The 25,746-nt window shown below is 73.4% G+C and carries 25 protein-coding genes; 10 read left to right on the forward strand and 15 right to left on the reverse strand.

Translation table 11 applies throughout. The features are described 5' to 3' along the window. Nucleotides 1–74: 74 nt before the first annotated feature. Nucleotides 75–1,175 (forward strand): citrate synthase 2, encoded by a 1,101-nt coding sequence (locus tag ACZ5ID_RS04400; RefSeq protein ID WP_468893317.1) that lies wholly within the window; start codon nt 75–77, stop codon nt 1,173–1,175. 173 nt (nt 1,176–1,348) lie between these two features. Beyond that, nucleotides 1,349–1,609 (forward strand): hypothetical protein, encoded by a 261-nt coding sequence (locus ACZ5ID_RS04405; RefSeq protein ID WP_468893319.1) that lies wholly within the window; start codon nt 1,349–1,351, stop codon nt 1,607–1,609. Between the two features lie 47 nt (nt 1,610–1,656). Here ACZ5ID_RS04405 and ACZ5ID_RS04410 read toward each other — a convergent pair whose 3' ends face one another. The 9 genes from ACZ5ID_RS04410 to ACZ5ID_RS04450 form a co-directional block, all read right to left on the reverse strand. Next, nucleotides 1,657–2,265 (reverse strand): TetR/AcrR family transcriptional regulator, encoded by a 609-nt coding sequence (locus ACZ5ID_RS04410; RefSeq protein ID WP_468893321.1) that lies wholly within the window; start codon nt 2,263–2,265, stop codon nt 1,657–1,659. Next, nucleotides 2,253–2,987 carry an enoyl-CoA hydratase family protein gene (locus ACZ5ID_RS04415; RefSeq protein ID WP_468893323.1) on the reverse strand — a complete coding sequence of 245 codons (735 nt, stop codon included), beginning with the start codon at nt 2,985–2,987 and terminating at the stop codon, nt 2,253–2,255. Before ACZ5ID_RS04415 ends, ACZ5ID_RS04410 begins: the two co-directional genes overlap by 13 nt. An 18-nt stretch (nt 2,988–3,005) precedes the next feature. Further along, nucleotides 3,006–4,157: an acyl-CoA dehydrogenase family protein gene (locus ACZ5ID_RS04420; protein ID WP_468893325.1), complete on the reverse strand. Its 1,152-nt coding sequence runs from the start codon at nt 4,155–4,157 to the stop codon at nt 3,006–3,008. After that, nucleotides 4,154–6,064: an acetyl/propionyl/methylcrotonyl-CoA carboxylase subunit alpha gene (locus ACZ5ID_RS04425; RefSeq protein WP_468893327.1), complete on the reverse strand. Its 1,911-nt coding sequence runs from the start codon at nt 6,062–6,064 to the stop codon at nt 4,154–4,156. The genes ACZ5ID_RS04420 and ACZ5ID_RS04425 overlap by 4 nt, the downstream gene beginning before the upstream one ends. A gap of 7 nt (nt 6,065–6,071) precedes the next feature. Continuing rightward, nucleotides 6,072–7,673 carry an acyl-CoA carboxylase subunit beta gene (locus ACZ5ID_RS04430; RefSeq protein WP_468893329.1) on the reverse strand — a complete coding sequence of 534 codons (1,602 nt, stop codon included), beginning with the start codon at nt 7,671–7,673 and terminating at the stop codon, nt 6,072–6,074. Beyond that, the gene (locus ACZ5ID_RS04435; RefSeq protein ID WP_468893331.1) at nt 7,670–9,352 is read right to left on the reverse strand and encodes an acyclic terpene utilization AtuA family protein; all 1,683 of its coding nucleotides are present in this window, start codon (nt 9,350–9,352) and stop codon (nt 7,670–7,672) included. Before ACZ5ID_RS04435 ends, ACZ5ID_RS04430 begins: the two co-directional genes overlap by 4 nt. After that, nucleotides 9,352–10,146, reverse strand: coding sequence for a TIGR03084 family metal-binding protein (locus tag ACZ5ID_RS04440; protein WP_468893333.1), 795 nt, complete (start codon nt 10,144–10,146; stop codon nt 9,352–9,354). Before ACZ5ID_RS04440 ends, ACZ5ID_RS04435 begins: the two co-directional genes overlap by 1 nt. Nucleotides 10,147–10,699: 553 nt before the next feature. Beyond that, the gene (locus tag ACZ5ID_RS04445; protein WP_468893335.1) at nt 10,700–11,650 is read right to left on the reverse strand and encodes an EamA family transporter; all 951 of its coding nucleotides are present in this window, start codon (nt 11,648–11,650) and stop codon (nt 10,700–10,702) included. 172 nt (nt 11,651–11,822) lie between these two features. Further along, nucleotides 11,823–14,690 carry an FAD-binding and (Fe-S)-binding domain-containing protein gene (locus ACZ5ID_RS04450; RefSeq protein ID WP_468893337.1) on the reverse strand — a complete coding sequence of 956 codons (2,868 nt, stop codon included), beginning with the start codon at nt 14,688–14,690 and terminating at the stop codon, nt 11,823–11,825. Nucleotides 14,691–14,800: 110 nt separating this feature from the next. Between ACZ5ID_RS04450 and serC the strand changes: the two genes are divergently transcribed. Beyond that, complete coding sequence (gene serC, locus ACZ5ID_RS04455; protein ID WP_468893339.1) at nt 14,801–15,919, forward strand: phosphoserine transaminase; 1,119 nt, start codon at nt 14,801–14,803, stop codon at nt 15,917–15,919. Nucleotides 15,920–16,108: 189 nt separating this feature from the next. On the opposite strand, the gene ACZ5ID_RS04460 is transcribed toward serC, so the two are convergent. Further along, nucleotides 16,109–17,104, reverse strand: coding sequence for an SdiA-regulated/phytase-like domain-containing protein (locus ACZ5ID_RS04460; RefSeq protein WP_468893341.1), 996 nt, complete (start codon nt 17,102–17,104; stop codon nt 16,109–16,111). A gap of 68 nt (nt 17,105–17,172) precedes the next feature. Between ACZ5ID_RS04460 and ACZ5ID_RS04465 the strand changes: the two genes are divergently transcribed. After that, a complete protein-coding gene (locus ACZ5ID_RS04465; RefSeq protein ID WP_468893343.1) occupies nt 17,173–17,886 on the forward strand; it encodes a GDSL-type esterase/lipase family protein in 714 nt (237 codons plus the stop codon). Between the two features lie 6 nt (nt 17,887–17,892). Here ACZ5ID_RS04465 and ACZ5ID_RS04470 read toward each other — a convergent pair whose 3' ends face one another. After that, nucleotides 17,893–18,351, reverse strand: a complete 459-nt coding sequence (locus ACZ5ID_RS04470; protein WP_468894175.1) for a carboxymuconolactone decarboxylase family protein — start codon at nt 18,349–18,351, stop codon at nt 17,893–17,895. 66 nt (nt 18,352–18,417) lie between these two features. Between ACZ5ID_RS04470 and ACZ5ID_RS04475 the strand changes: the two genes are divergently transcribed. From ACZ5ID_RS04475 to ACZ5ID_RS04485, 3 genes are all read left to right on the forward strand, one after another. Next, nucleotides 18,418–18,951 carry a MarR family winged helix-turn-helix transcriptional regulator gene (locus ACZ5ID_RS04475; RefSeq protein WP_468893345.1) on the forward strand — a complete coding sequence of 178 codons (534 nt, stop codon included), beginning with the start codon at nt 18,418–18,420 and terminating at the stop codon, nt 18,949–18,951. 80 nt (nt 18,952–19,031) lie between these two features. Then, the gene (locus ACZ5ID_RS04480) at nt 19,032–20,042 is read left to right on the forward strand and encodes an aldo/keto reductase (RefSeq protein ID WP_468893347.1); all 1,011 of its coding nucleotides are present in this window, start codon (nt 19,032–19,034) and stop codon (nt 20,040–20,042) included. Between the two features lie 70 nt (nt 20,043–20,112). After that, nucleotides 20,113–21,111, forward strand: coding sequence for an aldo/keto reductase (locus tag ACZ5ID_RS04485; RefSeq protein ID WP_468893349.1), 999 nt, complete (start codon nt 20,113–20,115; stop codon nt 21,109–21,111). Between the two features lie 38 nt (nt 21,112–21,149). Here the strand turns inward: ACZ5ID_RS04485 and ACZ5ID_RS04490 are convergent, their stop codons facing one another. After that, nucleotides 21,150–21,311 carry a hypothetical protein gene (locus ACZ5ID_RS04490; RefSeq protein ID WP_468893352.1) on the reverse strand — a complete coding sequence of 54 codons (162 nt, stop codon included), beginning with the start codon at nt 21,309–21,311 and terminating at the stop codon, nt 21,150–21,152. A 20-nt stretch (nt 21,312–21,331) separates the two neighbouring features. On the opposite strand from ACZ5ID_RS04490, the gene ACZ5ID_RS04495 reads away from it, so the two are divergent. Beyond that, nucleotides 21,332–21,967 carry a hypothetical protein gene (locus tag ACZ5ID_RS04495; protein ID WP_468893355.1) on the forward strand — a complete coding sequence of 212 codons (636 nt, stop codon included), beginning with the start codon at nt 21,332–21,334 and terminating at the stop codon, nt 21,965–21,967. A 14-nt stretch (nt 21,968–21,981) separates the two neighbouring features. Then, nucleotides 21,982–22,872, forward strand: a complete 891-nt coding sequence (locus tag ACZ5ID_RS04500; protein ID WP_468893357.1) for a hypothetical protein — start codon at nt 21,982–21,984, stop codon at nt 22,870–22,872. Between the two features lie 81 nt (nt 22,873–22,953). Here the strand turns inward: ACZ5ID_RS04500 and thpR are convergent, their stop codons facing one another. Genes thpR through ACZ5ID_RS04515 form a run of 3 tightly spaced genes read right to left on the reverse strand, consistent with a single transcriptional unit; the run spans nt 22,954 to nt 25,391 of the window. Continuing rightward, nucleotides 22,954–23,523 carry an RNA 2',3'-cyclic phosphodiesterase gene (thpR, locus tag ACZ5ID_RS04505; protein ID WP_468893359.1) on the reverse strand — a complete coding sequence of 190 codons (570 nt, stop codon included), beginning with the start codon at nt 23,521–23,523 and terminating at the stop codon, nt 22,954–22,956. Nucleotides 23,524–23,558: 35 nt separating this feature from the next. After that, nucleotides 23,559–24,917 (reverse strand): MFS transporter, encoded by a 1,359-nt coding sequence (locus ACZ5ID_RS04510; RefSeq protein WP_468893362.1) that lies wholly within the window; start codon nt 24,915–24,917, stop codon nt 23,559–23,561. Between the two features lie 30 nt (nt 24,918–24,947). Beyond that, a complete protein-coding gene (locus ACZ5ID_RS04515) occupies nt 24,948–25,391 on the reverse strand; it encodes a MarR family winged helix-turn-helix transcriptional regulator (protein WP_358831497.1) in 444 nt (147 codons plus the stop codon). Nucleotides 25,392–25,560: 169 nt separating this feature from the next. Between ACZ5ID_RS04515 and ACZ5ID_RS04520 the strand changes: the two genes are divergently transcribed. Further along, nucleotides 25,561–25,743 carry a ribbon-helix-helix protein, CopG family gene (locus ACZ5ID_RS04520; RefSeq protein ID WP_358831498.1) on the forward strand — a complete coding sequence of 61 codons (183 nt, stop codon included), beginning with the start codon at nt 25,561–25,563 and terminating at the stop codon, nt 25,741–25,743. The last annotated feature ends 3 nt before the right edge of the window (nt 25,744–25,746 follow it).

A 25,746-nucleotide genomic window follows, 5' to 3' on the forward strand; every position in this document is an offset into this window, starting at 1 on the left:
GCATCACGGGGGGAGGGGCGCCCCCCTGCCCGACCATTCCCGCAGCTGTCGCACGCATCACGAGGAGCCGCCTGATGTCCGACTTCGTACCCGGACTTGAAGGAGTCGTCGCGTTCGAGACGGAGATCGCCGAACCCGACAAGGAAGGCGGTGCTCTGCGGTACCGGGGCGTCGACATCGAGGATCTCGTCGGCCATGTGTCGTTCGGGAACGTCTGGGGACTGCTCGTCGACGGCGCCTTCAACCCCGGTCTGCCGCCCGCCGAGCCGTTCCCGATCCCGGTCCACTCCGGCGACATCCGCGTCGACGTGCAGTCCGCGCTGGCGATGCTCGCGCCCGTCTGGGGGCTGAAGCCGCTGCTCGACATCGACGAGCGCACCGCCCGCGACGACCTGGCGCGCGCCGCCGTCATGGCGCTCTCCTACGTCGCCCAGTCGGCGCGCGGCCAGGGGCTGCCGATGGTGCCGCAGAGCGAGATCGACAAGGCGGAGTCGGTGGTCGAGCGGTTCATGATCCGCTGGCGCGGCGAGCCGGACCCCAAGCACGTCAAGGCCGTTGACGCGTACTGGACCTCCGCCGCCGAGCACGGCATGAACGCCTCGACGTTCACCGCCCGTGTCATCGCCTCCACCGGCGCCGACGTCGCCGCCGCGCTCTCCGGCGCGGTGGGCGCGATGTCCGGCCCGCTGCACGGCGGCGCCCCCTCCCGCGTGCTGGGCATGATCGAGGAGATCGAGCGGACCGGCGACGCCACGGCGTACGTGAAGAAGGCCCTGGACAAGGGCGAGCGCCTGATGGGCTTCGGCCACCGCGTCTACCGCGCCGAGGACCCCCGCGCGCGGGTGCTGCGCCGCACCGCCAAGGAGCTGGACGCGCCCCGCTTCGAGGTCGCCGAGGCGCTGGAGAAGGCCGCGCTGGAAGAGCTGCACGCCCGCCGCCCCGACCGGGTGCTGGCCACGAACGTGGAGTTCTGGGCGGCGATCATGCTGGACTTCGCGGAGGTCCCGGCGCACATGTTCACGTCGATGTTCACCTGCGCCCGTACGGCGGGCTGGTCGGCCCACATCCTGGAGCAGAAGCGGACGGGCCGCCTGGTGCGCCCCTCGGCCCGCTACGTCGGCCCGGGCCCGCGCGACCCGCGCGAGGTGGAGGGGTACGGGGACATCCGGGCCTGAGCCCGCTCCCGCGATCCGGTACGTGTGGCGCCGCCCCGGGGACGGGGGCGGCGCCACACGTGTGTGCGGGCCCACCGGACCCCCATGATCATTTGTCGGTGCGGTTCGGTAGGGTTTTCGCTGTATCAACCCCCCGCAACGGGCCCTCACGGCCCGGGATTTGGAGTGCCCGCATGCGTCGCACCCTCACCACCGTCCTGTCCGCCGCGCTGCTCGTCGGCGGTCTGACCGTGACCGTCGCGCCCGCCGCGCAGGCCGGCATCATCACCTGCGAGCCGGCCCAGCTGCGCCAGCAGGCCGCCCAGCTCGACCGGAAGGCCGACGAGCTGCAGCACCTGGGCGAGCGCACCGCCGCCGCCAGGGCGCACCAGAACGCCGAGGCGCTCCGCCGCCAGGCCAAGGCCTGCGAGGACGCGGAGAACAACGCCCACTGATCACACGTCAGGGGTGCGGGGGCCGGGCACTCGCCCGGCCCCCGTTCTCATATCCGTCCGGCCGCCGGCCCCAGCGCCCCGTCCACCAGCTCCGCCCACTGCGCCACGACCCGCTCGCGCCGCGCCCCGTCGTCGGTGAGGAGGTTGGCCAGGCCCAGGCCCCGGGCCATGTCGAGCAGGCCCTGGACCGTCTCGCGCACCCCCGGCACCGACTCGTCCGCGCCGAGCAGCGCCACCGCGATACGGTGCGACTCCCGGCCCACCCGGGCCTCCAGCTCCCGCACCCGCGCGTGCAGCTGGGGCTCGTTGGCGGCGGCCACCCACAGATGCAGCGCGGCCCGGAACAGCGGGCCCGTGTACAGGTCGACGAGGCCGGCGACCACGGTGCGGCGGTCGGTGGGACCCAGGGCCCGCAGCGCCGAGGAGCGCTCCTCGGCGACGTACTCGACGGCCGCCGTGAACAGGTCCTCGCGCGTGGGGAAGTGGTGCTGCGCCGCACCGCGCGACACACCCGCCCGCTCCGCCACGACCGACACCGTCGAGCCCGTCCAGCCGTGTTCGGCCAGGCAGGCCACCGCCGCCTCCAGCAGACGCTGCCGGGTCGCCCGGCTGCGGTCCTGCTTGGGGCTCTTGGCGGCGGACATCACCACACCCATACGGGATCCCGTCGTTCCAGGAACGCGGTCACGCCCTCCCGCGCCTCGTCCGAGGCGAACAGGGCCGCCGATCGCGCGCTCAGCTCTTGCGTCCAGCGGTCGAATGTCTCCACCACGGTAGCCGTGACCAGTGCCTTCGACGCGGCCAGACCCTGCGGGGAGGCCCGGCGCAGCCCGTCGAGGACGTGTGCGAGGGCCGCGTCCACGTCCTCGGCCGCCTCCGTGAGCAGCCCGGCCCGTACCGCCTCGGCCGCCCCGAACCGCTCCCCCGTCAGGTAGTAGCGCCCGGCGGCGCGCGGGTCCATCCGGGGCAGCAGCGGCATGGAGATCACGGCGGGGGCGAGCCCGAGCCGCGACTCGGTGAAGGCGTACGAGGAGTCCGGGCCCGCCACCGCGATGTCGCAGGCCCCCAGCAGCCCGAGCCCGCCGGCCCGGACATGGCCGGTCACCCGCGCCACGACCGGCTTGGGCAGCTCGACCACGGCCCGCAGCAGTGCCGTGAACGCGGCCGGGTCGGGCGGCGCCTTGAGGTCGGCGCCCGCGCAGAAGGCGGTGCCGGTGTGGGTGAGCAGGACGGCCCGGACGCCCGGGTCCCGGCCGCAGTCGGCCAGCGCGGCGCCGAGCTCGCCGACGAGCCCCGCCGACAGGGCGTTGCGGTTGGCGGGCGAATCGAGGGCGAGGGTCTCGATCCCCCGCTCCCGCGACCGCTGTACGTAGGTCATGTGCTGCTCCTGGTACGGCTAGTACGACTTGGGAAGCCCCAGCGTCCGGTGCGAGACATAGTTGAGGATCATCTCCCGGCTGACCGGCGCTATCCGGGCCACCCGGGCCGCCGTGACCAGCGCCGCGAGCCCGTACTCCCGGGTGAGGCCGTTGCCGCCGAGGGTGTGCACGGCCTGGTCGACGGCCCTGACGCAGGCCTCGGCCGCCGCGTACTTGGCCATGTTGGCGGCCTCGCCCGCGCCCGCGTCGTCGCCCGCGTCGTAGAGCGCGGCGGCCCGCTGCGTCATCAGCCGGGCCAGCTCCAGTTCGATGTGGGCCCGGGCGAGCGGATGGGCGATGGCCTGGTGGGCGCCGATGGGCGCCTTCCACACCTGCCGCTCGCGCGCGTACGCGACCGCGCGGGCCAGCGCGTAACGGCCCATGCCGATCGCGAACGCGGCCGTCATGATCCGTTCGGGGTTGAGCCCGGCGAAGAGCTGGAGCAGACCGGCGTCCTGGTGGCCGACGAGCGCCTCGGCGGGCAGCCGCACCTCGTCGAGGACGAGCTCGAACTGCTTCTCCTGGGCGTGGAGTTCCATGTCGATCAGGGAGCGCCCGAAGCCCGGGGCATCGCGCGGGACGATGAACAGGCACGGCTTCAGACTTCCCGTCCGCGCGTCCTCGGTGCGGCCGACGATCAGGGTGGCGTCCGCGATGTCCACACCGGAGACGAAGACCTTGCGGCCGGTGAGGATCCAGCCGCCGCTCTCCTCGTCGCGGCGGGCGGTGGTGGTGATGCGGTGCGAGTTGGAGCCCGCGTCCGGCTCGGTGATGCCGAAAGCCATGGTCCGCGAGCCGTCCGCGAGCCCCGGCAGCCATGCGCGCCTCTGCTCCTCGGTGCCGAAGCGGGCGATGACCGTGCCGCAGATCGCGGGCGAGACGACCATCATCAGCAGCGGGCACCCGGCGGCCCCCAGCTCCTCCAGGACGATGGACAGCTCGGCCATGCCGCCGCCCCCGCCGCCGTACTCCTCGGGCAGGTTCACGCCCAGGTAGCCGAGCTCGGCGGCCTCGGCCCACAGCGCCTCCCGCTGGTGGTTCTGGCCGTGCCGCCGCCCCAGGGCCGCGACGGCGGCCCGCAGGTCCTTGAGTTCCGGGCTCTCCACGGCACTGCTGCGTACGGAAGTCATGACGGCTGGTCCTCCTGTGCGACGGGGGCGTCCTGGACGACGGCGAGCAGGGCGCCGACCTCGACCTGGCGGCCGGGAACGGCGTGGAGCACGGTGAGCGTGCCGGTGGCGGGGGCGGTGATCGGGTGGGTCATCTTCATCGCCTCCAGCCAGATCAGCGGCTGTCCGGCGGTGACACGGGCCCCTTCGGCGAGCCCGTCCGCGACCCGGACGACCACGCCCGGCATCGGCGCGAGCAGCGATCCGGGGGCGAGCAGGTCGCCGGGGCCGGTGAAGCGGGGGTGCGCGGTGAGCGTGTACGAGCCGGTGGCGGTGTCGACGTACACCCGGTCGCCGTAGCGGGCGACACGGAAGTCCCGTGAGACGCCATCCACTTCGAGCCGTACGCGGCCGGGTTCGCACGTCTGGAGGCGTACGTCCGGGAAGTCCTCGGCGACCGGGCCCCGGCGGGTGAGGCGGTAGCGGATCTCATGGTCGCCGTACCGCTTGCTCTGCGGCTGCGACGACAGGTTGCGCCAGCCCCCGCCGAAGCGGGAGGCGCGGCCCGCCGCGTCCGCCAGGGCGGCGGCGAGGGCCGCGTGCGCCTCCCCGGGGCGCGGTTCGGTGAGGGCGGGCAGATGACGGTCGTAGAAGCCGGTGTCGACGCGGCCGGTGGTGAAGTCCGGGTGGCGCAGTGAGCGGACGAGCAGGTCGCGGTTGGTGCCGGGCCCGTGCACCTCGGCCCGTTCGAGGGCGCGGGCGAGTTCGCGTACGGCGGCGGCGCGGCTGGGGGCGTGGACGACGGCCTTGGCGAGCATGGCGTCGTAGTGGACGCCGACGGTGTCGCCGTCGCCGTAGCCCCGGTCCAGCCGGACCCCGGGTACGTCGAGGCGGTGCAGCACCCCGCTCTGCGGGGTCCAGCCGTTCGCCGGGTCCTCCGCGTACAGCCGCGCCTCGACGGCGTGCCCCACGGGCTCGGGCGGCTCGGCGGGCAGGGCCGCGCCCTCGGCGACGTGGAGCTGGAGCGCGACCAGGTCGATCCCGAACACGGCCTCGGTGACGGGGTGTTCGACCTGGAGGCGGGTGTTCATCTCCAGGAAGTACGCGCGGCCGTGCGGGTCCACCAGGAACTCGACCGTGCCCGCGCCCCGGTAGGAGACGGCCCGTGCGGCGGCCACGGCGGCGGTGCGCAGCCGGGTGCGCAGGGCCTCGGGCAGTCCGGGCGCGGGGGACTCCTCGATGACCTTCTGATGGCGGCGCTGGAGCGAGCAGTCGCGGGTGCCGAGCGCCCAGACCGTGCCGTGCGCGTCGGCCATGATCTGCACCTCGACATGGCGTCCGCGCTCCACGTACGGCTCCGCGAACACCTCGCCGTCCCCGAACGCGGACCGCGCCTCGGCGGACGCGGCGGCCAACTCCGCCTCCAGCGCGCCGAGTTCCCGGACGACCCGCATCCCGCGTCCGCCGCCGCCCGCCGCCGCCTTCAGGAGCAGCGGCAGATCGGCGCCGGTGGCCTTCGCCGGGTCGACGGGCGCGAGCAGCGGCACCCCGGCCGCCCGCAACAGCTCCTTGGCGCGGGTCTTGGAGGCCATCGCCTCCACCGCCGCCGGGGGCGGGCCGATCCAGGTGAGCCCCGCGTCGAGGACGGCCTGGGCGAACCCGGCGCTCTCGGAGAGGAACCCGTACCCCGGGTGCACGGCGTCCGCGCCCGCCGCGAGGGCGGCCTTCACGATCAGGTCGCCGCGCAGATACGTCTCGGCGGGCGCGGCTCCCGGCAGCCGCACGGCGGCGTCGGCCTCCCGGACGTAACGCAGCGACGCGTCCGGGTCGGAGTGCACGGCGACCGTGGATATGCCCAGGTCACGGCAGGTGCGGAAGACCCGGGAGGCTATCTCGGCCCGGTTGGCGACAAGAACGGACTGGATCATCAGCGCCTCACATCCTGAAGATGCCGAAGCCGCCGCGCGCGCCTTCGACCGGGGCCGTGTGGACGGCGGACAGACAGATGCCGAGGACCGTGCGGGTGTCGCGGGGGTCGATGACGCCGTCGTCGTAGAGCCGCCCGGACAGGAACACCGGCAGCGACTCGGCCTCGATCTGCCGCTCGACCATGGCGCGCAGCCCCGCGTCCGCCTCCTCGTCGTACGGCTGTCCCTTGGCCAGCGCGGAGGCGCGGGCGACGATCGAGAGGACCCCGGCGAGCTGCTGCGGCCCCATGACGGCGGACTTGGCGCCGGGCCAGGCGAAGAGGAACCGGGGATCGTAGGCGCGCCCGCACATGCCGTAGTGCCCGGCGCCGTAGGAGGCGCCCATGAGCACCGACAGATGCGGCACCTTCGAGTTGCTGACCGCGTTGATCATCATGGCGCCGTGCTTGATGATCCCGCCCTGCTCGTACTCCCTGCCCACCATGTAGCCGGTGGTGTTGTGCAGGAACAGCAGCGGGATGTCGCGCTGGTTGGCGAGCTGGATGAACTGGGCGGCCTTCTGCGACTCGGCGGAGAACAGCACGCCCTGGGCGTTGGCGAGGATGCCGACGGGATAGCCGTGCAGCCGCGCCCAGCCGGTGACCAGGCTGGGCCCGTAGAGCGGCTTGAACTCGTCGAAGTCGGAGCCGTCGACGATCCGGGCGATCACCTCGCGCGGGTCGAACGGCGTCCTGAGGTCCCCGGGCACGATCCCCAGCAGCTCGTCCTCGTCGTACTTGGGCGGCTCGTACACCGGGTCCGGGTCGGGGTGCGCCTTGCGGTGGTTGAGGCGGGCGACGATCCGCCGGGCCCGGCGCAGGGCGTCGTGCTCGTCCACCGCGTAGTGGTCGGCGAGGCCGGAGGTACGGGCGTGCATCTCGGCGCCGCCCAGCGACTCGTCGTCGCTCTCCTCGCCGGTGGCCATCTTCACCAGCGGGGGCCCGCCGAGGAAGACCTTCGACCGCTCCTTGATCATGACGGTGTGGTCGGACATCCCCGGTACGTACGCGCCACCGGCGGTCGAGTTGCCGAAGACCACCGCGATGGTGGGGATACCGGCGGCGGAGAGCCGGGTGAGGTCGCGGAAGAGCGCCCCGCCCGGGATGAAGATCTCCTTCTGGGAGGGCAGATCGGCGCCGCCGGACTCCACCAGGCTGATACAGGGCAGCCGGTTGGCGTACGCGATCTCGTTGGCCCGCAGCGCCTTCTTCAGCGTCCACGGGTTGGAGGCGCCGCCGCGTACGGTCGGGTCGTTGGCGGTGATCAGGCACTCGACGCCCTCGACGACCCCGATACCGGTGACCATCGAGGCGCCGACGGGGTACTCGCTCCCCCAGGCGGCGAGCGGCGACAGCTCCAGGAACGGGGTGTCCGGGTCGAGCAGCAGCTCGATCCGCTCACGGGCGAGCAGCTTGCCGCGCCGGCGGTGGCGTTCGGTGTACTTGGCGCCGCCGCCCGCGAGCGCCTTGGCGTGCTCGGTGTCGAGCTCGGCCAGCTTGGCGAGCATGGCCTCGCGGTGGGCGGCGTACTCGGCCCCGGCGGTGTCGAGCGCGGTGGGCAGAACCGTCACAGCAGTACCTCCGGGATGTCCAGGTGGCGCGAGCGCAGCCATTCGCCGAGCGCCTTGGCCTGGGGGTCGAAACGGGCCTGTGCGGCGACGCCCTCGCCGAGGAGGCCGTGGACGGTGAAGTTCAGGGCGCGCAGCCGGGGAAATACGTGCCGGTCGACGTCCAACCCGGCGCACTCCGGAAGGAGTTCGCGCAGCCGGTCCGTGGTGAGAGTGTGCGCGAGCCAGGCCCAGGCGTCGTCGGTGCGCACCCACACGCCGACGTTGGCGTCCCCGCCCTTGTCGCCGCTGCGGGCCCCGGCGACCAGGCCGAGGGGGGCGCGCCGGGTGGGGCCGGAGGGCGGGGGCGGGGGCGGCGGGGGCGCCTCGACGTCCTCCAGGGGCCGTGTCCGTAAGGGGTGGGGCAGCGCCCGCCGCGATCCGTCGGGCAGTACGGCGATGTGCTCGACCTCGGCCGCCGGTATGGAGTCCGCCTCGAACACCCCGTACGGCGTGCCCTTTTGGGGCGGGGCCGTGACGTGGAAGCCCGGGTAGCTGCCGAGGGCCAGCTCGACGGCGGCGCCGCTCACGGTCCGGCCCACGGCGTCCGGGTCGGGGTCGCGCACCACGAGCCGCAGGAACGCGCTGGCGGTCTCCTCGGTGGCCGCGTCGGGCCGGTCGGTGCGCGCGAGCTCCCACTGCACGTGCCCGGGGCGGGACTCGGCGCGGGCGAGGGCGTCCTCCACCTGGGCGCGGACGAGGGCGGCCTTGGCGTCGATGTCGAGGCCGGTGAGGACGAAGACGACCTCGTTGCGCCAGCCGCCGACGCGGGTGCGGCCGACCTTGAGCGTGGGCGGGGGCTCCTCGCCGCGCACCCCGCTGATCCGCACCCGGTCGGGCCCGTCCCGGGTGAGCGTTACGGTGTCGAGCCGGGCGGTGACGTCGGGCCCGGCGTACCGGGCGCCCCCGGTCTCGTACAGGAGCTGCGCCGTGACGGTCCCGAGGTCGACGACGCCGCCGGTGCCGGGGTGTTTGCCGATGACGCTGCTGCCGTCGGCGTGGATCTCGGCGAGCGGGAAGCCGGGGCGGCGCAGGTCGTGGTCGCGGAAGAAGGAGTAGTTACCGCCGGTCGCCTGGGTGCCGCACTCCAGGACGTGCCCGGCGACGACCGCTCCGGCGAGCGCGTCGTACTCCTCGGGCCCCCACCCGTGCCACCAGGCGGCGGGCCCGGTGACCAGGGCCGCGTCGGTGACCCGCCCGGTGACGACGATGTCGGCCCCGGCGGCGAGACAGGCGGTGATGCCGGCGCCGCCGAGGTAGGCGTTGGCGGTGAGCGCGCCGGGGGGCAGCGGCAGCGCGTCCCCCTCGACGTGGGCGATACGCGCGGGTACCCCGAGGCGGGCGGCCAGCTCCCGCAGGGCCGTGGCCAGCCCGGCCGGGTTGAGCCCGCCCGCGTTGGTGACGATCCGCACCCCGCGCTCGTGGGCGAGGGCGAGGCAATCCTCCAGCTGGCGCGGGAACGTCCTGGCGTAGCCGAGGCGGGCGTCCCTGAGCCGGTCGCGGCCGAGGATGAGCAGGGTGAGCTCGGCGAGGTAGTCCCCGGTGAGCACGTCGAGCGGGCCGCCGGTGAGCATCTCGCGCAGGGCGTCGAAGCGGTCGCCGTAGAAGCCGGAGGCGTTGCCGATCCGCAGGGGGCGGCGCATCAGGCCCCCTTGGGCGTACGTCCGGGTCCGGCCGGCCCGGCGAAGGCCTGGGCGACGTCGAGCCAGCGGTCGGCGTCGGGGCCTTCGGCGCGTACGGCCGTGTCGGCGCGGTGGACGCGCTGGGTGACGAGGAGGCAGAAGTCGAGGGCGGGGCCGGTGACGCGCTGGGGGGCGGTGTCGGGGCCGTACGTCCAGACGTCCTTCCCGTCCGGCGCGACGAGCTCGACCCGGAACTCCTGTGCCGGCGCGGCGAGCCCGCGCACCGCGAAGGCGAAGTCGCGGGCGCGGACGCCGATCCGGGCGACGTGGCGCAGCCGGGCGGTGGGCTCGCGGGTGCTGCCGAGGGCGTCCCAGACGTCCTGCCCGTGCGCCCAGGTCTCCATCAGGCGGCCGGTGGCCATGGAGGCGGCGGACATGGGCGGGCCGTACCAGGGGAAGCGGGCGCCCGGGGGCGCGCCGAGCAGCGCCTCGCGCAACCGGGCGCGCCCGTCCCGCCAGCGCCGCAGGAGCGCGTCGGGGGCCAGCCGGGCGCCCTCCTCGGCGCCCTCGTCCACGAAGGAGTCCGGGGCGGCGGCGGCCTTCTCGACCTCGGCGGCGAACGCGTCCGCGTCGGTGACGGCGAGCAGGGCGGCGCGGTCGGTCCAGGCGAGGTGGGCGATCTGGTGGGCCACGGTCCATCCCTCGGCGGCGGTAGCGCGCCGCCACGCGCCGGGCTCCAACGCCGCGACGAGCCGGTCGAGTTCGTCCCCTTCGTCGCGCAGATCGTCGAGGACGGCGGTCGTCTGATCGGACACGGGGATCCCTTCGGGGTGGGATGCGGGGGTGTTCGTGTCCGGGAGCATGGCAGCGGTGCAGGAAACAAGCAAGCGTGCTTGCATTGTTTTTGGCCCGGCTTTTGTCTGCGGCTGAGCGGGGGTTGCTCGCGCAGTTCCCCGCGCCCCTGGGTGGTCCGTTCGGCTGCGGGCCGTCGGTGGCTGGGCGCGCAGTTCCCCGCGCCCCTGGGTAGTCGGTCGGCTGCGGGCCGTCGGTGGCTGGGCGCGCAGTTCCCCGCGCCCCTGGGTGGTCCGTCGGCTGCGGGCCGTGCTGGGTTGCTCGCGCAGTTCCCCGCGCCCCTTGGGTAGTCGCCCGCAGCCGGGGAAATCCGATCAGCCACCAGTTTTTAGGGGCGCGGGGAACTGCGCGACCAGCCCCCACCCAGCCGCAGACGAACGAAGGTTTTTAGGGGCGCGGGGAACTGCGCGAGCAACCCCCACTCCGCCGCAGACAAACAAAGGCCCCCAGCGGCGCGGGCGCGAGCAACCCCCACTCCGCCGCAGACAAAGGCCCGGCCACACCGCCGCGCGCGGGCTACCTTCCGCGTCCCACCTGCGACCGCACCGCCCCCACACTCGCCCCGATCACCAGCGCGATAGCCACCGCGTCGGTGGCCGACAGGGCCTGGTGGAGGACCAGGAAGCCCGCCGTCGCCGCGATGGCCGGTTCCAGGCTCATCAGGACCGCGAACGTGGACGCGGGCAGACGGCGCAGGGCCAGCAGTTCCAGGGTGTACGGCAGGACCGAGGACAGGATCGCCACCGCCGCGCCGAGCCCGATCGTCGACGGCACCAGCAGCTTCGAGCCCGACTGCACCGCTCCCAGCGGCAGCGACAGCACCGCCGCGACCGCCATCGCGAGCGCGAGGCCGTCCGCCTGCGGGAAGCGGCGGCCCGTCCGCGCGCTGAACAGGATGTACACCGCCCAGCACGCCCCCGCCCCCAGTGCGAAGGCCGCCCCCGCGAGGTCCATCGCCCCGAAGCCGTCGCCCCCGCCGCTGCCCAGCAGCGCGACCCCGGCGAGCGCGAGCCCGGCCCAGACGAAGTTGACCAGGCGGCGCGAGGCCAGGACGGACAGGGCGAGGGGGCCGAGGACCTCCAGGGTCACGGCCGTGCCGAGCGGGATACGGTCCACCGCCTGGTAGAAGAGGCCGTTCATTCCGGCCATCGCCGCGCCGAAGGCGACCACCGTGCCCCAGTCGGCCCGCCGGTAGCCCCGCAGCTTCGGGCGGCACAGGACCAGCAGGACCAGCGCCGCCGCCGCCAGGCGGAGCGTCACCACACCCGCCGCGCCCGCCCTCGGCATCAGCATCACCGCGACCGCCGAGCCGAACTGCACCGATATACCGGCCGAGACCACCAGCGCGACGGGAGCGAGCGCCGCCCCGCGACCGCGCGCGGCCCGCAGTCCGCCCGCCGCCTCCGGGGTGGAGACGGTCGCCGCCGCGGTGGCGGTCGGCTCTGCGGCGGTCTGCGGACTGGTCACCGGGGCTCCCGTACGTCGATTGAGTCCATTATAATGAACTTCTTGGATATTATATTGCACTCCCCCGAGCGTGCGTGCCGTCGCGCTCCACCCGCCCCCGAAGCGCAAGCGGAGTACTGCCTTCCGATACCAATGTACGGGGCGGTGTAAGTGGCGCCAGGGCCCTCTGTCCCTAACCCGTTCCGTCAGGCAGATGTTCCGGCAGATGTTCCGCCAGCACCTCCGCGAGATGCCGGGCCCGCCGCCCGGTCAACTGCTCCAGCTGCGTACGGCACGAGAAGCCGTCCGCCAGGACCTCCGCCTCGGGCCCGGCCGCCCGTACCGCCGGCAGCAGTTCGTCCTCCGCGCAGGCCACCGACACCTCCCAGTGGCCCCGCTCGAAGCCGAAGTTCCCGGCCAGACCGCAGCAGCCGCCGCGCAGCGCGCCCGTCAGCCCGGCCCGCTCCCGCAGCCGGCGCTCGGCCGCGTCCCCGAGCACCGCGTGCTGGTGGCAGTGCGTCTGCCCGACCACCGGGCGCCCGACGTACGGCGGGGACCAGTGCGGCGCGCACTCCTGGAGCGTCTGCGCGAACGTCCGCACCGACGCCGCCAGCCGCGCCGCCCTGGGATCGTCCGGCAGCAGCTCCGGCAGATCGGTCCGCAGCGCCGCCGCGCAGCTCGGCTCCAGGACGACGACCGGGAGGCCGCGCTCCAGCAGCGGTTCCATCGCGTCGAGCGTGCGGCGCAGGACCGTACGGGCGCGGGTGAGCTGGCCGGTCGAGACGTACGTCAGACCGCAGCACACCCGCCCCTCGGGCACCACGACCCCGACCCCCGCCGCCTCCAGGACCCGTACCGCCGCCCGCCCCACTCCCGGCGACAGGTGGTCGGTGAAGGTGTCCGGCCACAGGACGGCGGCAACCGGGGCGAGGCCGTCCCCGCGCCGCCCCAGCCACGTCCGCAGCGTCCGCGTCGCCAGCACCGGAAGGCCCCGCTGCGGGGCGATCCCCGCCAGCCGCTTCACCGTCGCGGCCAGCGGGCGCACCCGGGCCAGCGCGTTCAGCCCCCGCGCCCATGGCGCCGCCGCCCGCAGCCAGCGCGGCAGCCACCCCATCGCGTAGTGGGAGGCGGGGCGCCGCCGTCCCCGGTAGTGGTGGTGCAGGAACTCCGCCTTGTACGTGGCCATGTCCGCCCCGGCCGGGCAGTCAACGCGGCAGCCCTTGCAGGACAGACACAGGTCGAGGGCGTCCCGTACCTCCGTCGAGCGCCAGCCGTCCGTGACGACCTCGCCCGCCAGCATCTCGTGCAGCAGCCGCGCCCGGCCCCGCGTGGAGTGCGCCTCCTCGCCGGTGGCCCGGAAGGACGGGCACATCACGCCCGTACCCGCTTGCGCGGTCCGGCACTTGGCGACGCCCACACACCTCCGTACCGCCGCCGAGAAGTCCCCGCCGTCCTGCGGATAGCCGAACTCCACCTCCACCGGCCGCCTCGGCAGCACCGCGAAGCGCAGGTTCTCGTCCAGCCGGGCCGGGCGCGCCAGGATGCCGGGGTTGAGCACCCCCGCCGGGTCCCACACGTCCTTGAACTCCCCGAACAGGCCCACCAGTTCCGTCCCGTACATCTTCGGCAGCAGCTCCGCCCGCGCCTGCCCGTCGCCGTGCTCACCGGAGAGCGAACCGCCGTGCGCGGCCACCAGATCCGCCAGCTCCTCGGAGAACCGGCGAAAGCGCGCCACGCCCGCCGCGCTCAGCAGGTCGAAGTCGATCCGGACGTGGACGCATCCGTCGCCGAAGTGCCCGTACGGCGTGCCGCGCAGCCCGTGCTCCCGCAGCAGGGCCCGGAAGTCGCGCAGATACGGGCCGAGGCGCGCGGGCGGCACCGCGCAGTCCTCCCAGCCGGGCCACGCCTCCGTGCTTCCTCCGGACGTACCGTCCAGCGGGGGCCCCTGGATCCGCGTCGCCGTCCCGGCCGCGTCCTCGCGCACCCGCCACAGCGCCCGCTGCCCGGCCGGATCGGTGATCACGGCCGCGTCCAGCGGGTCCGCCGCCCGCACCAGCTCGCGGGCCCGCGCCAGCGCCTCGGCGGGACCCGCGCCGCCCGTCTCCACGAACAGCCAGGCCCCGCCGCGCGGCAGCCCGGGGGCGCCGCGCACCAGGTCGGCGGCCATGCCCTCGACGGTGAGCGGCCCGTACGGCAGCAGCGCGGGCGCCGCCTCGGCCGCCGCGCTCTCGTCCGGGTAGCCGAGCACGGCGAGCGCCCGCGCCCCCGGCGTCCGCACCAGCCGTACGGTCGCCTCCGTCAGGACCCCGAGCGTGCCCTCGCTGCCGCAGAAGGCGCGGGCCGCGTCCGTGCCGCGCTCGGGCAGCAGCGCGTCCATGGCGTACCCGGAGATCCGGCGCGGCAGGTCCTGCGGATAGCCCGTGCGCAGGGCGGCGAGGTTGCGCTCGACGAAGGCGCGCAGGCCCGCCGGGGTGCCCGTCCAGCCCCGGCTAAGGCGGAGCGGGTCGCCCGTGCCGCTCACCGCCGTCAGCTCGTGGACGTTGTCGGCGGTCGTCCCGTACGCCACCGAGTGCGCCCCGCAGGCGTTGTTGCCGATCATCCCGCCCAGCGTGCAGCGGCTGTGCGTCGACGGGTCGGGCCCGAACGTCAGCCCGTACGGCCGGACCGCCTCCCGCAGCACGTCGAGGACCAGGCCCGGCTGGACCACCGCCCTGCGCGCCTCCACGTCCACCGAGAGCAGGGACCGCATGTGCCGGGTGAAGTCCAGGACGAGCCCGGTCCCGGTGGCCTGGCCGGCGATCGAGGTCCCGCCGCCGCGCGGCACCACCGGCACCCCGTGCTCGCGGCAGACGGCGAGCGCCGCCGCCACGTCCTCGGCGTCCCGTGGCGCGAGGACCGCCTGCGGCACCCGCCGGTAGTTGGACGCGTCCATCGTCGTCAGCGCCCGCGCGGTGGCCGAGGAGTCGACCTCCCCGCGCACCGCGTCCCGCAGCTCCCGCTCCCACACCCGCCACGCCCCGTCCGTACGTGCCGTACCGCCGCCGTCACCCGTGTCGCCCATGGGGACCAGCCTGCCCGGCCGGCGGCGCGGCGGGCGTGACGGCGGCCGGGCGCGTCTCGCGGGATGGACCGCAGCCGCGCGCCGCCCCCGCGTGCCGATACCCTGCGCTCGTGGCTGAGATCCAGATTCCCGCTGACATGAAGCCCGCCGACGGCCGTTTCGGCGCGGGCCCCTCCAAGGTGCGTACTCAGGCGCTGGACGCCCTGGCCGCCACCGGTACCTCGCTGCTGGGCACCTCCCACCGCCAGGCCCCGGTCAAGAACCTGGTGGGCGAGGTCCGCCAGGGCGTCCGGGACCTGTTCTCGCTGCCCGAGGGGTACGAGGTGATCCTCGGCAACGGCGGCTCGACCGCGTTCTGGGACGTCGCGACCCACGGGCTGATCGAGAACAAGTCGCAGCACCTGAACTTCGGCGAGTTCTCCTCGAAGTTCGCCAAGGCCGCCAAGCTCGCGCCGTGGCTCGCCGAGCCCAGCGTGATCGCCTCCGAGCCGGGCACCCACCCGGAGCCGTCCGCCGAGGCGGGCGTCGACGTCTACGCCCTCACCCACAACGAGACCTCCACCGGTGTCGCGGCCCCCGTCAAGCGGGTCGCGGGCGCCGACGAGGGCGCGCTCGTCCTGGTCGACGCGACCTCGGGCGCGGGCGGCCTGCCCGTCGACATCACCGAGAGCGACGTCTACTACTTCGCCCCGCAGAAGTCCTTCGCCTCCGACGGCGGACTGTGGATCGCGGCGTTCTCCCCGGCCGCCCTGGAGCGCGCGGCGCGCATCCACGCGTCCGGCCGCCACATCCCGGAGTTCTTCAGCCTGCCGACCGCGATCGACAACTCGCTGAAGAACCAGACGTACAACACCCCGGCGCTCGCCACGCTCTTCCTGCTCAACGAGCAGCTGAAGTGGATCAACGGCCAGGGTGGTCTGGCGTGGTCGACGGGCCGCACCAAGGACTCCTCGACCCGCCTCTACACCTGGGCGGAGGAGTCCAAGCACGCGAACCCGTTCGTCACCGACCCGGCGAAGCGCTCGCAGGTCATCGGCACGATCGACTTCGCCGAGGACATCGACGCGGCGGCGGTCGCCAAGGTGCTGCGCGCCAACGGGATCGTGGACACCGAGCCGTACCGCAAGCTCGGCCGCAACCAGCTGCGCGTCGCGATGTTCCCGGCGATCGACCCGGCGGACGTCGAGGCGCTGACGGCGTGTGTCGACTACGTGATCGAGCAGCTCTGAGTCTCGGCCGCGGCTTGTCCGTGGTTGCTCGCGCAGTTCCCCGCGCCCCTGGGAGGGCCCTACGGGCCCATCCGAGGGGCCGCGGGCGCCACCGCCGAGGTGATCGCCCCGCAGGGGCGCACTGAAGGGGCGCGGGGAACTGCGCGAGCAACCCACCACCGGGCCCGCAGACGACCCCCGGCCCACCTGTCAGTCCCGCCGGAACCGCCGCTTCAGCCCCACCCAGGCCGCGCCGGCTCCCACCACGGCCAACGCCCCGTACACCAGGTTCCGGTGCTCGCCGCCGCCCGGGTCGACGCTCTTGCCCGAGCCCGCGCCCGTCGGTGAACTTCCCTTGGCTGAGGGGGACTTGCCGCCCGCCGCGACCGGCACCCGCGCCACGTCGCTCTGCTCCCCCTCCGTCCCGAAGAGCAGCGCCTTCCCGTCCAAGGTGTACGTGACGGACTCCGCCTGACGCATCAGCGGCGCGGACACCCCGTGCCGCGAGCCGAGCCTCCCGTTCTTCCAGTCGTACTCGGCCGCCCAGAAATACCCGCGCAGCGCCAGCTTCGTCCCGTCCGGGGAGAAGGCGCCGTCGGTGACCCACGGCACGTCGCCGACCCGCCGGAAGACGTTCGTCCCGGCCGTGGAGAGGTGCTCGGGGCCCTCGTAGAGGCCGCCGCCGCCCTCCTTCTTGGACGCGATGTAGACGCGTCCGGTGCCGGGGTGGACCATCAGCGCCTCGGCGTTGCGCGGCCCGTCGGCGTACTTCACCACGTACTGCGTCGCCTTGACCGTGGCGTCCTTGAGCCGCTGCGGCTCGGGGAACTTGTAGATCCAGACGTTCTTCCAGGTGCCGCCGAGGTTGTCCCCGATGTCCCCCACGTACACGTTCCCGTCCGGGCCGACCGAGATCGCCTCGACGTCGCGCGGGCGGCCGACGCCGGCCAGGGTGATCCTGGCGACGGTCTCGCCGGTCCTGGAGTCGACCGCGTAGACGTACGGCCCGTCGTCGCTGTCGTTGTGCGTCCAGTACACGCCCGGGTGGGCCCGGCTGGCGGCCAGGCCGCTGGACTCCTTGATCCGGGGGTCCTTGATCGTGAAGCCGCCGTCTCCGTCGTCGGCCGCCGCCGGTCCGGCGGCCCCCAGGACGACGAGCCCGGCGGCCGTGGCGGCGGACAGAAGCGAACGCATCGGGAAACGCATGGGACCAAGTGTCCATCGTCACGTGGCAGCCCGTCGAAGCGGTCCAGGTGATCCGCCATCATGGCCCCATGCGTTTCATGTTCGTCGGCGACTCCATGACCATCGGACGCGCCGGCGACATCACCTGGCGCTACCGGATGTGGCAGCACCTCAGCACGTCCTTCGACGGCCCCTTCGCGATCGTCGGGCCGCGTACCGAGCTGTACGACACGGAGGCCGGGGCCCCGCTGTCGTCCGCGTACGGGGCGGCGGACTTCCCCGCGCCGGCGCGCCGCCATCTGTCGGGGTGGGGCGAGGGCTGGCTGCACATGGCCCCGCTGATAGCCGACGCCGCGGCCGGGGCGCGGGCGGACGTCCTGCTGGTCTCGCTCGGCCTGATCGACCTGGGCTTCTACACCGACAGCGACCAGACGGCGGCCAACGCCCGCGCCTTCGTGGCGGCGGCCCGCACCGCGAACCCGGCGATCCGGATGGTGCTGCTGCCAGTGATCCCGAACATCCGGGCCGAGTCGGACGCCCCCTTCGCGGCCGAGGTCGCCCGTTTCAACGAGCTGCTGGCCAAGGCGGTGGCGGACCTGGACCGGCCCTCCTCGCCGCTGCTGCTGGCCTCGCACCCGCCGACGTACGACATCCATGTGGACACCTACGACGGCACGCACCCCTCCGCCTCGGGCGAACACAAGCTGGCGGCGGCCTTCGCGGACGCGATGCACCAGGGGTGGGGGCTCGGCGGGGCGTACGCGGCGCCGGTGGCCGCCGCCCAGGACGGCCGGGTCCTCTAGCGCGGCTCAGTGCGACGCCCCGGTCAGCCGGTTGGCGAACGTCGAGACCGTGTACGTGCCGATGCCGAGGACGACCTCCAGGGCGTTCCGCGGGGTGTGGCCGTGGGCCAGGAACGCCTCCAGACCGGCGTCCGGGACCGCCCCGGCGGTGGCGTACACGGCGAGCGTGAACTCCCGTACGGCTTCGAGGCGTTCGTCCGGGAGCGGCTCTCCCTCCCGGAGCCGTCCGATCAGCTCCTCCGGCGCGCCGAGCCCGCGCAGCTTGGCCGTGTGCATGTCCACGCACAGGGCGCACCCGTTGCGGGTGGCGACCGTCATGATCACCACTTCGCGGGCGAGCGGGTCAAGCGTGGTGCTCTCGAAGAGAGCGCTCATCTTGAGGAAGCCCTCCAGGGTGTGGGGGGAGGCGGCCATCCGCGCCACGGCCGGGGAGAGGTGTCCGAGGTGCCGGACGGTCCCCTCCATCGCGCGGCGCGACTCGGCGGGGGCGGACTCCAGGGTGTGGTCGACGAACAAGGTGCGCCCCTTAGAATGGACAACGTGGTTGACGAAAAAAAGGTAAACCAGGTTGTCGGTTCACGCAAGGGCGATTCCGGCGGCGCCGACGCGCCCGGCTACGAGCTCCCCCTGCTCCTCCTGGCGGGCTTCCGCTCCCTGATCGACCGCCTCCACGCCGAACTGGCCCGGCAGGGCCATCCCGGCCTCCGCCCCGCCTACGGCTTCGCGCTCCAGGCCATCGGCCCCGGCGGGGCGACCGCGAGCGAGATCGGCCGCCGCCTCGGCGTCTCCAAGCAGGCCGCCGGCAAGACCGTCGACCGTCTGGAGGCGCTGGGCTACGCCGAACGCGCCGACGACCCCGCCGACGCCCGCCGCAAGATCGTCCGCATCACCCCGCACGGTCTGGACGCGCTCAACCGGTCCGCGGCCGTCTTCGACGAGCTGCGCGCCGACTGGGTCCGTACGCTCGGGCCCGGCCCGGTACGGGAGATGGAGGCGTCCCTGCGCACGGTGGTCCCGCCGGAGGCGTTCCGGCTGGACGCGTCGAGCTGGTTCGCGGGGTCCTGAGCGCCTCCCCGCGCCCGAACCGCCCCCGGGACGGAACGCCCCTTGCTTCGAGCGCACTTCAACAGCTTCGCTGGTACCTCATGGAGTACACGCAGCTCGGACGCGCCGGACTCAAGGTCAGCCGTCTCGTCCTCGGCACCATGAACTTCGGCCCCCAGACGGAGGAGGCCGAAAGCCACGCCATCATGGACGCCGCCCACGACGCGGGGATCAACTTCTTCGACACCGCCAACATCTACGGCATCGCCGAACACAAGGGCCTCACCGAGGAGATCGTCGGGGCCTGGTTCGCGAAGGGCGGCGGGCGCCGGGAGCGGACGGTCCTGGCGACCAAGGGCTACGGGAACATGACCCAGGACGGCAGCCCCTGGAACACCAGCGTCTGGCCCAACGACAACAAGCTCTCCGCGTTGAACATCCGCCGCTCGGTGGAGGCCAGCCTGAAGCGGCTGGGCACCGACCACATCGACCTCTACCAGTTCCACCATGTCGACCGGCAGACCCCCTTCGAGGAGATCTGGCAGGCCATGGACGTCCTCGTCCAGCAGGGCAAGGTCCTGTACGTCGGCACCTCCAATTTCCCCGGCTACAAGATCGCCCAGGCCAACGAGGTCGCCGCCCGGACCGGCCGGCTCGGGCTCGTCAGCGAGCAGTGCCTCTACAACCTCGCCGAGCGGCGCGCCGAGATGGAGGTGATCCCCGCCGCCCGCGAGTACGGCGTGGGGATCATCCCCTGGTCCCCGCTCCACCAGGGCCTCCTGGGCGGCGCCCTGCGCAAGGAGCGGGACGGGGACGGGGCGCGCACCAAGGGCGGCCGGTCCGCCGCCGGACTCGCGGACCCGGCGGTGCGGGCGCGGGTGCAGGCGTACGAGGAGCTGCTCGCCAAGCACGGACTGGAGCCGGGCGAGGTAGCGCTCGCGTGGCTGCTGACACGGCCCGGCGTGACCGGCCCCATCGTCGGCCCGCGCACCGCCGGACAACTCGCCTCGGCCGTGCGGGCGGTGGAGCTGGAACTGTCGACGGAGGTGCTGGCGTCCCTGGAGGAGATCTTCCCGGGGCCGGGACCGTCCCCGGAGGCCTTCGCCTGGTGACGCGGGCGACGGGGCGGGGCCGCGTGGGGTACTTGCTTCGAGCGCACTTCAAGGCGTTCGCTGGTGTCCCATGGAGTACACGCAGCTCGGACGCACCGGACTCAAGGTCAGCCGTCTCGTCCTCGGCACCATGAACTTCGGCCCCCAGACGGAGGAGGCCGAAAGCCACGCCATCATGGACGCCGCCCACGAAGCGGGGATCAACTTCTTCGACACCGCCAACGTCTACGGCCAGAGCGCGGGCAAGGGCCGTACCGAGGAGATCATCGGCAACTGGTTCGCGAAGGGGGGCGGGCGGCGGGAGCGGACGGTCCTGGCCACCAAGGTGTACGGGAACATGTCCGCCGACGGCGCCCCCGTCTGGCCCAACCACGACAGGCTGTCCGCGCTGAACATCCGCCGGGCGGTGGAGGGCAGCCTGAGGCGGCTGGGCACCGACCACATCGACCTCTACCAGTTCCACCACGTCGACCGGCAGACCCCCTTCGAGGAGATCTGGCAGGCCATGGACGTCCTCGTCCAGCAGGGCAAGGTCCTGTACGTCGGCACCTCCAACTTCCCCGGCTACAAGATCGCCCAGGCCAACGAGGTCGCCGCCCGGACCGGCCGGCTCGGGCTCGTCAGCGAGCAGTGCCTCTACAACCTCTTCGAGCGCCGCGCCGAGATGGAGGTGATCCCCGCCGCCCGCGAGTACGGCGTGGGGATCATCCCCTGGTCCCCGCTCCAGGGCGGTCTGCTCGGCGGGGTGCTCCGCAAGGAGCGCGAGGGCGGCGGCTCGCGGTCGACCGGCGGGCGGGCGGCCGAGGCGCTGGCGGACCCGGCGGTGCGGGGCCGCATCCAGGCGTACGAGGAGCTGCTCGCCAAGCACGGACTGGAGCCGGGCGAGGTGGCGCTCGCATGGCTGCTGACACGGCCGGGCGTGACCGGCCCCATCGTCGGCCCGCGCACCGCCGATCAACTCGCCTCGGCCGTGCGGGCGGTGGAGCTGGAACTGTCGACGGAGGTGCTGGCCTCCCTGGAGGAGATCTTCCCGGGGCCGGGACCGTCCCCGGAGGCCTTCGCCTGGTGACGCGCGACGCGACGGGCGCGGCGGCCCCCGGCGGGGTGTCAGCCGCGCGCCGCCGCGACGGCCACGACGACGAACATCAGCACGAGTACGCCGGCCATGATCCGGTTCCTGGTCTTCGGGTTCACGCAGACGAGCGTAACGAACGCCCCCGCTGCCCCGTTCGGCCGCCCCTGGCGCGCCACGAGTGACGGTACGATCACACACTGTTACGGTCCGGTGGATGGACCACGCCCGCCGTCGCCGCCATCGTCTCGTTCCGGCCGCCCTGCTGGTGGTGGGGCTTGTGCTCGGGGGGTGCTCGTCGGGGGGTGAGCCGTCCGGGCCGTCGGACGAGTCCAGCCAGGACGAGACCACCGGGCCTCCTGCCGAAGAGACGGGGGGCACGACCGGGGACACCAGCGGGGGTTCGGACAGTGGGGGCGACAGCGGTGGCTCGGACAGTGGGGGCAATAGCGGTGGTGGCGGCGGCTTCGACACGGCCGGGCGGGTTTCCGGCAGCTTCGCCGGGGCCTGGCCCCTCGTCAAGGTGACTCTGCGGAACCCCTCCTCGGAGGCGTACGCGGGTACCGCGAGCTTCTCCGACTGCACACCCGGCCCCAACCGCTGGAGCACCGCACCTCCCGACCAGTCCGTATCGCTGCCGCCCAACGGTGACGGTCCGGAGATCACGGTCACCTTCCCGGACGACGACGGCAAGGAGACCATCCCCGAGCACACCGTCTGCGTCCGCCTCACCGGGCGGCCCACGCCGCTGGTCGGCACCATCACGGACGAGAATTTCACTCCGTCCGACCAGCCGGAGGAGCCCGAGCCCCAGCCGGACGATCCGGCCGTCCCCAGCGCCGGCGCGAGCTGACCCGGAGGTGCCCGATGGAGGAGCAGGCCCCGGGGCAGCCCCAGCCGCCACCGCCGACTCCGGCCAGGGCCCCCTGGGGCACCTGGCTCAAGGCCCTCGCCGGATTCGTCGCGCCCACGACCTTGCTGACCGCGCTGCTCCTCTACTTCGGGTACGCCTTCACCGACGCCCAGTACGAGTATTTCGGCATCGATCCCGCGACCCTCGGCTTCTCCACCCAGGACTTCCTGCTGCGCAGTGCGGCGGCCCTGTGGATGCCGGTGGGCGTCACGCTCTTCGTCGGCCTCGTCGCGGCGCTCGGATACTTCTGGGCCGCCGCCGTCGCCGGGTCACGGCCCCACCTCCTGCGCCGTGTGACGCGGGCGGGCGTCTCCCTCCTCATGTGCGGAGTGGGGCTCTTTGCGCTCGGCGTCCTCGGCGGCTTCCAGGTCTGGCCCGCCGCGCAGCTGACCACGCCCCTGCTCCTCCTGTGCGGTCTGCTGCTCGTGGTGTACGGGCGTCTGATGCACCTGAAGGCCACCGGCCGTCCCTTCGTCGGTGAGGTGACGGCCTTCTGCATCGCGGCGGCGCTGATCACGCTCTGCTCCTTCTGGGCCGTACAGGCCTACGCCCAGGGCCACGGCGAGCACGAAGCCCGGTACCTGGCGCGCCATCTGCGGCTGAGGCCGGAGGTCGTCGTCGACACGACCGAGCGGCTGTACTTCACAGCTCCGGGGGTGCAGGAGACCTCGCTGCCGGAAGGAGGATCCGGACAGCACTTCAGGTACCGCTACCGGGGGTTGCGGCTGCTCGCACAATCGGGGGACCGGATGTTCATCGTGCCGAAGAGCTGGACGCGGCAGCGGGGTGCTGTGCTGGTTCTGCCCGTGGGGGCGGGTGTGCGGGTGGCCTTCCGGCCGGGGTAGGCGGTCCTGGCCGCGCCCCTGTTGTGCCGGTGTTCATCTGCGGACCGGTGGGAGCCCGGTCGCGCGGTTCCCCCGCGCCCTCTACCGGGGCGACCCCAGTGGCCAGGAAGCCAGCGCCTCGTGGCGGGGGCGCTCCCCCGGTACACCCGCCACCGGCAGGTGACTTTGCACCAGGGTCAGTTCGCGGACCTGCCAGGCCGTGCCCTCGAAGGGCGTCAGCGCGCTCGCGTACAGGTGCAGGTCCGTCGTCCGGCGAGCGCGGGCCAGGGTGAGGTGGGGATGGTGGCGGCGGTGTTCGTCCAGGGAGACGCCCGCTCGGCGGGCCGCCGCGTCCGCGCGTTCGGCCAGGAGGCGCAGCGTGTCGATCCCGCCCGCCACTCCCGCCCACAGCACCTTGTCCCCGAACCGGCCGCCCCCGTGCAGCCGCAGTTCGAAGGGCGGGGTGCGGTGGGCGGCGCGGGCCAGGCGGGTGTGCAGGTCCGGAAGGACGCGGTCGTCGACCTCGCCCAGGAACGCCAGCGTGAGGTGCCACTCGTCGCGGCCCGCCCAGCGCAGCCGGTCCGCGCCGGGCAGGGCGTGCACCTTCTCCACCGCGACGCCGAGTTCCGCCAGACGCGCGCTCGGGGGCAGCACGGCCACGAAGAGTCTCATGGGGCCAGTTTCCGCCCCAGGAGCCTCCCGCGGCTTCACGCCGCCGTAGCCAGCTGCTCCCTGGGGACCCTCGGGACGAACTCCAGGTGCCGGCGGCCACGCCGCATGTCGACCTTGAGCCGCAGGTTCGCCGCGCGTGCCAGCGCCAGGCCGACGCCGACCGCCGCGATCGCGCAGATCAGACCGCCCAGGGCGAGGCTGACCCGGACGCCGTACTCGTCCGTCAGCCAGCCGAAGAGCGGGCCGCCCAGCGGGGTGCCGCCGGTGAAGACCATCATGAACAGGCTCATCACCCGGCCCCGCATCTCCGGGTCGGTGGCCATCTGGACCGAGGCGTTGGCGGTCACGTTGACCGTGAGGCCGAGGACGCCGACCGGGATCAGCAGCGCGATGAAGAGCCCCATGCCGGGCGCCGCAGCCGCCGCGATCTCCAGGACCGCGAACAGGCCCGCCGCGCCCGCCAGCAGCCGCAGCCGTGTCGTGCCCCGGCGGGCCGCGAGCAGCGCGCCGATCAGGGAGCCGATCGCCATGAGGCTGTTGAACAGGCCGTACATCCCGGAGCCGCCGTGGAAGACGTCATGGGCGAAGGCGCTGAGCCAGATCGGGAAGTTGAAGCCGAAGGTGCCGACGAAGCCGACCAGGACGATGGGCCAGATCAGCTCCGGCCGCTTGGAGACGTAGTCCAGGCCCTCGCGGAGCTGGCCCTTGCCGCGCGGGGCGAGCTTGGTGGGCCGCAGATCCGCCGTACGCATCAGGGCCAGGCCCGCCAGCGGAGCGAGGAAGGAGAGGCCGTTGGCGAGGAACGCCCAGCCGGGGCCCACCGCCGCCATCACACCGCCCGCGACCGCGGGGCCGACCAGCCGGGCCGACTGGAAGTTGGCCGAGTTCAGGCTGACCGCGTTGCGGACCTGGTCGGGGCCGACCATCTCGGAGACGAAGGACTGGCGGGTCGGGTTGTCGACGACCGTCACCAGTCCGGTGAAGAACGCCGTCAGATAGACGTGCCAGACCTGGACGTGGCCGGAGAGCGTCATGGCCGCCAGGAACAGTCCGCCCAGGCCCATCGCGCTCTGGGTGACGAAGAGGATGCTCCGCTTGGCGAAGCGGTCGGCGATGACGCCGCCGTACAGGCCGAAGAGCAGCATCGGCAGGAACTGCATGGCGGTGGTGATGCCCACCGCCACCGAGGAGCCGGTGATCTGCAGGACCAGCCAGTCCTGGGTGATCCGCGCCATCCACGTCCCGATGTTGGAGACGATGGCACCGGAGAAGAACAGCCGGTAGTTGCGGATCGCGAGCGAGGAGAACGTCCCCCGCCGGGTGCTGCCGGGGGCAGCGGTGTCGTGGGTGGATTTGTGTGCGGGGGCGGAGTCTGCTCCGGATCCCGTACTCAAAGGGGTTCGCCTCCTATCATGCGCGGTCGGTCACAGGTGTGCGAGCTTCTCCAGTACGGGTGCGGCGGCGCGCAGCTTCGCCCACTCGTCCTCGTCCAGGCCTTCCGCGAGGGAAGCCAGCCAGACGTTGCGCCTGCGGCGGCTCTCTTCGAGCATCGCCTCGGCCTCCTCGGTCTGGCTGACCACCTTCTGGCGGCGGTCGTCGGGGTGCGGCTCCAGCCTGACCAGTCCCTTGGCCTCCAGCAGCGCGACGATGCGGGTCATCGACGGCGGCTGGACGTGCTCCTTGCGGGCCAGCTCACCGGGGGTGGCCGAGCCGCAGCGGAAGAGGGTGCCGAGCACCGACATCTCGGTCGGGCTCAGCGACTCGTCGACGCGCTGGTGCTTCAGGCGCCGGCTCAGGCGCATGATCGCCGAGCGGAGGGAGTTCACGGCGGCGACGTCGGCGTCGCTGTCGTGGGGCAGGTCAGACATGTTCGTTAGATTAACTCATTACTCTGGCTAAATACCAGCCGCAGCACCGCCCCCGCGCTGTAACGGTGGCCACACCCCGCCCCGTACACCGCCCCACACATCACCCGAACGAGTGAGAGTCGTCGGAAAAGTGACGCACCGGGGCGGGGTCTGCGGCGACCCTCGTCCCATGGGGACCAGCGTGCTCAGCCTGCGGATAGACGGTGAGCTGCTCGAACGGCTCCGGCAGCATGCCGCCAAACGCCGAATGAGCGTCCAGGACTATGTGGTCCGGACGCTCATTCGGGACGACTTCGACGAGCGGTTCAACGCCGCGGTCGACGAGACGGAGAAGTTCTACGGCGCGGCCTAGCGC

This window comes from Streptomyces sp. NPDC031670 (assembly GCF_055580545.1).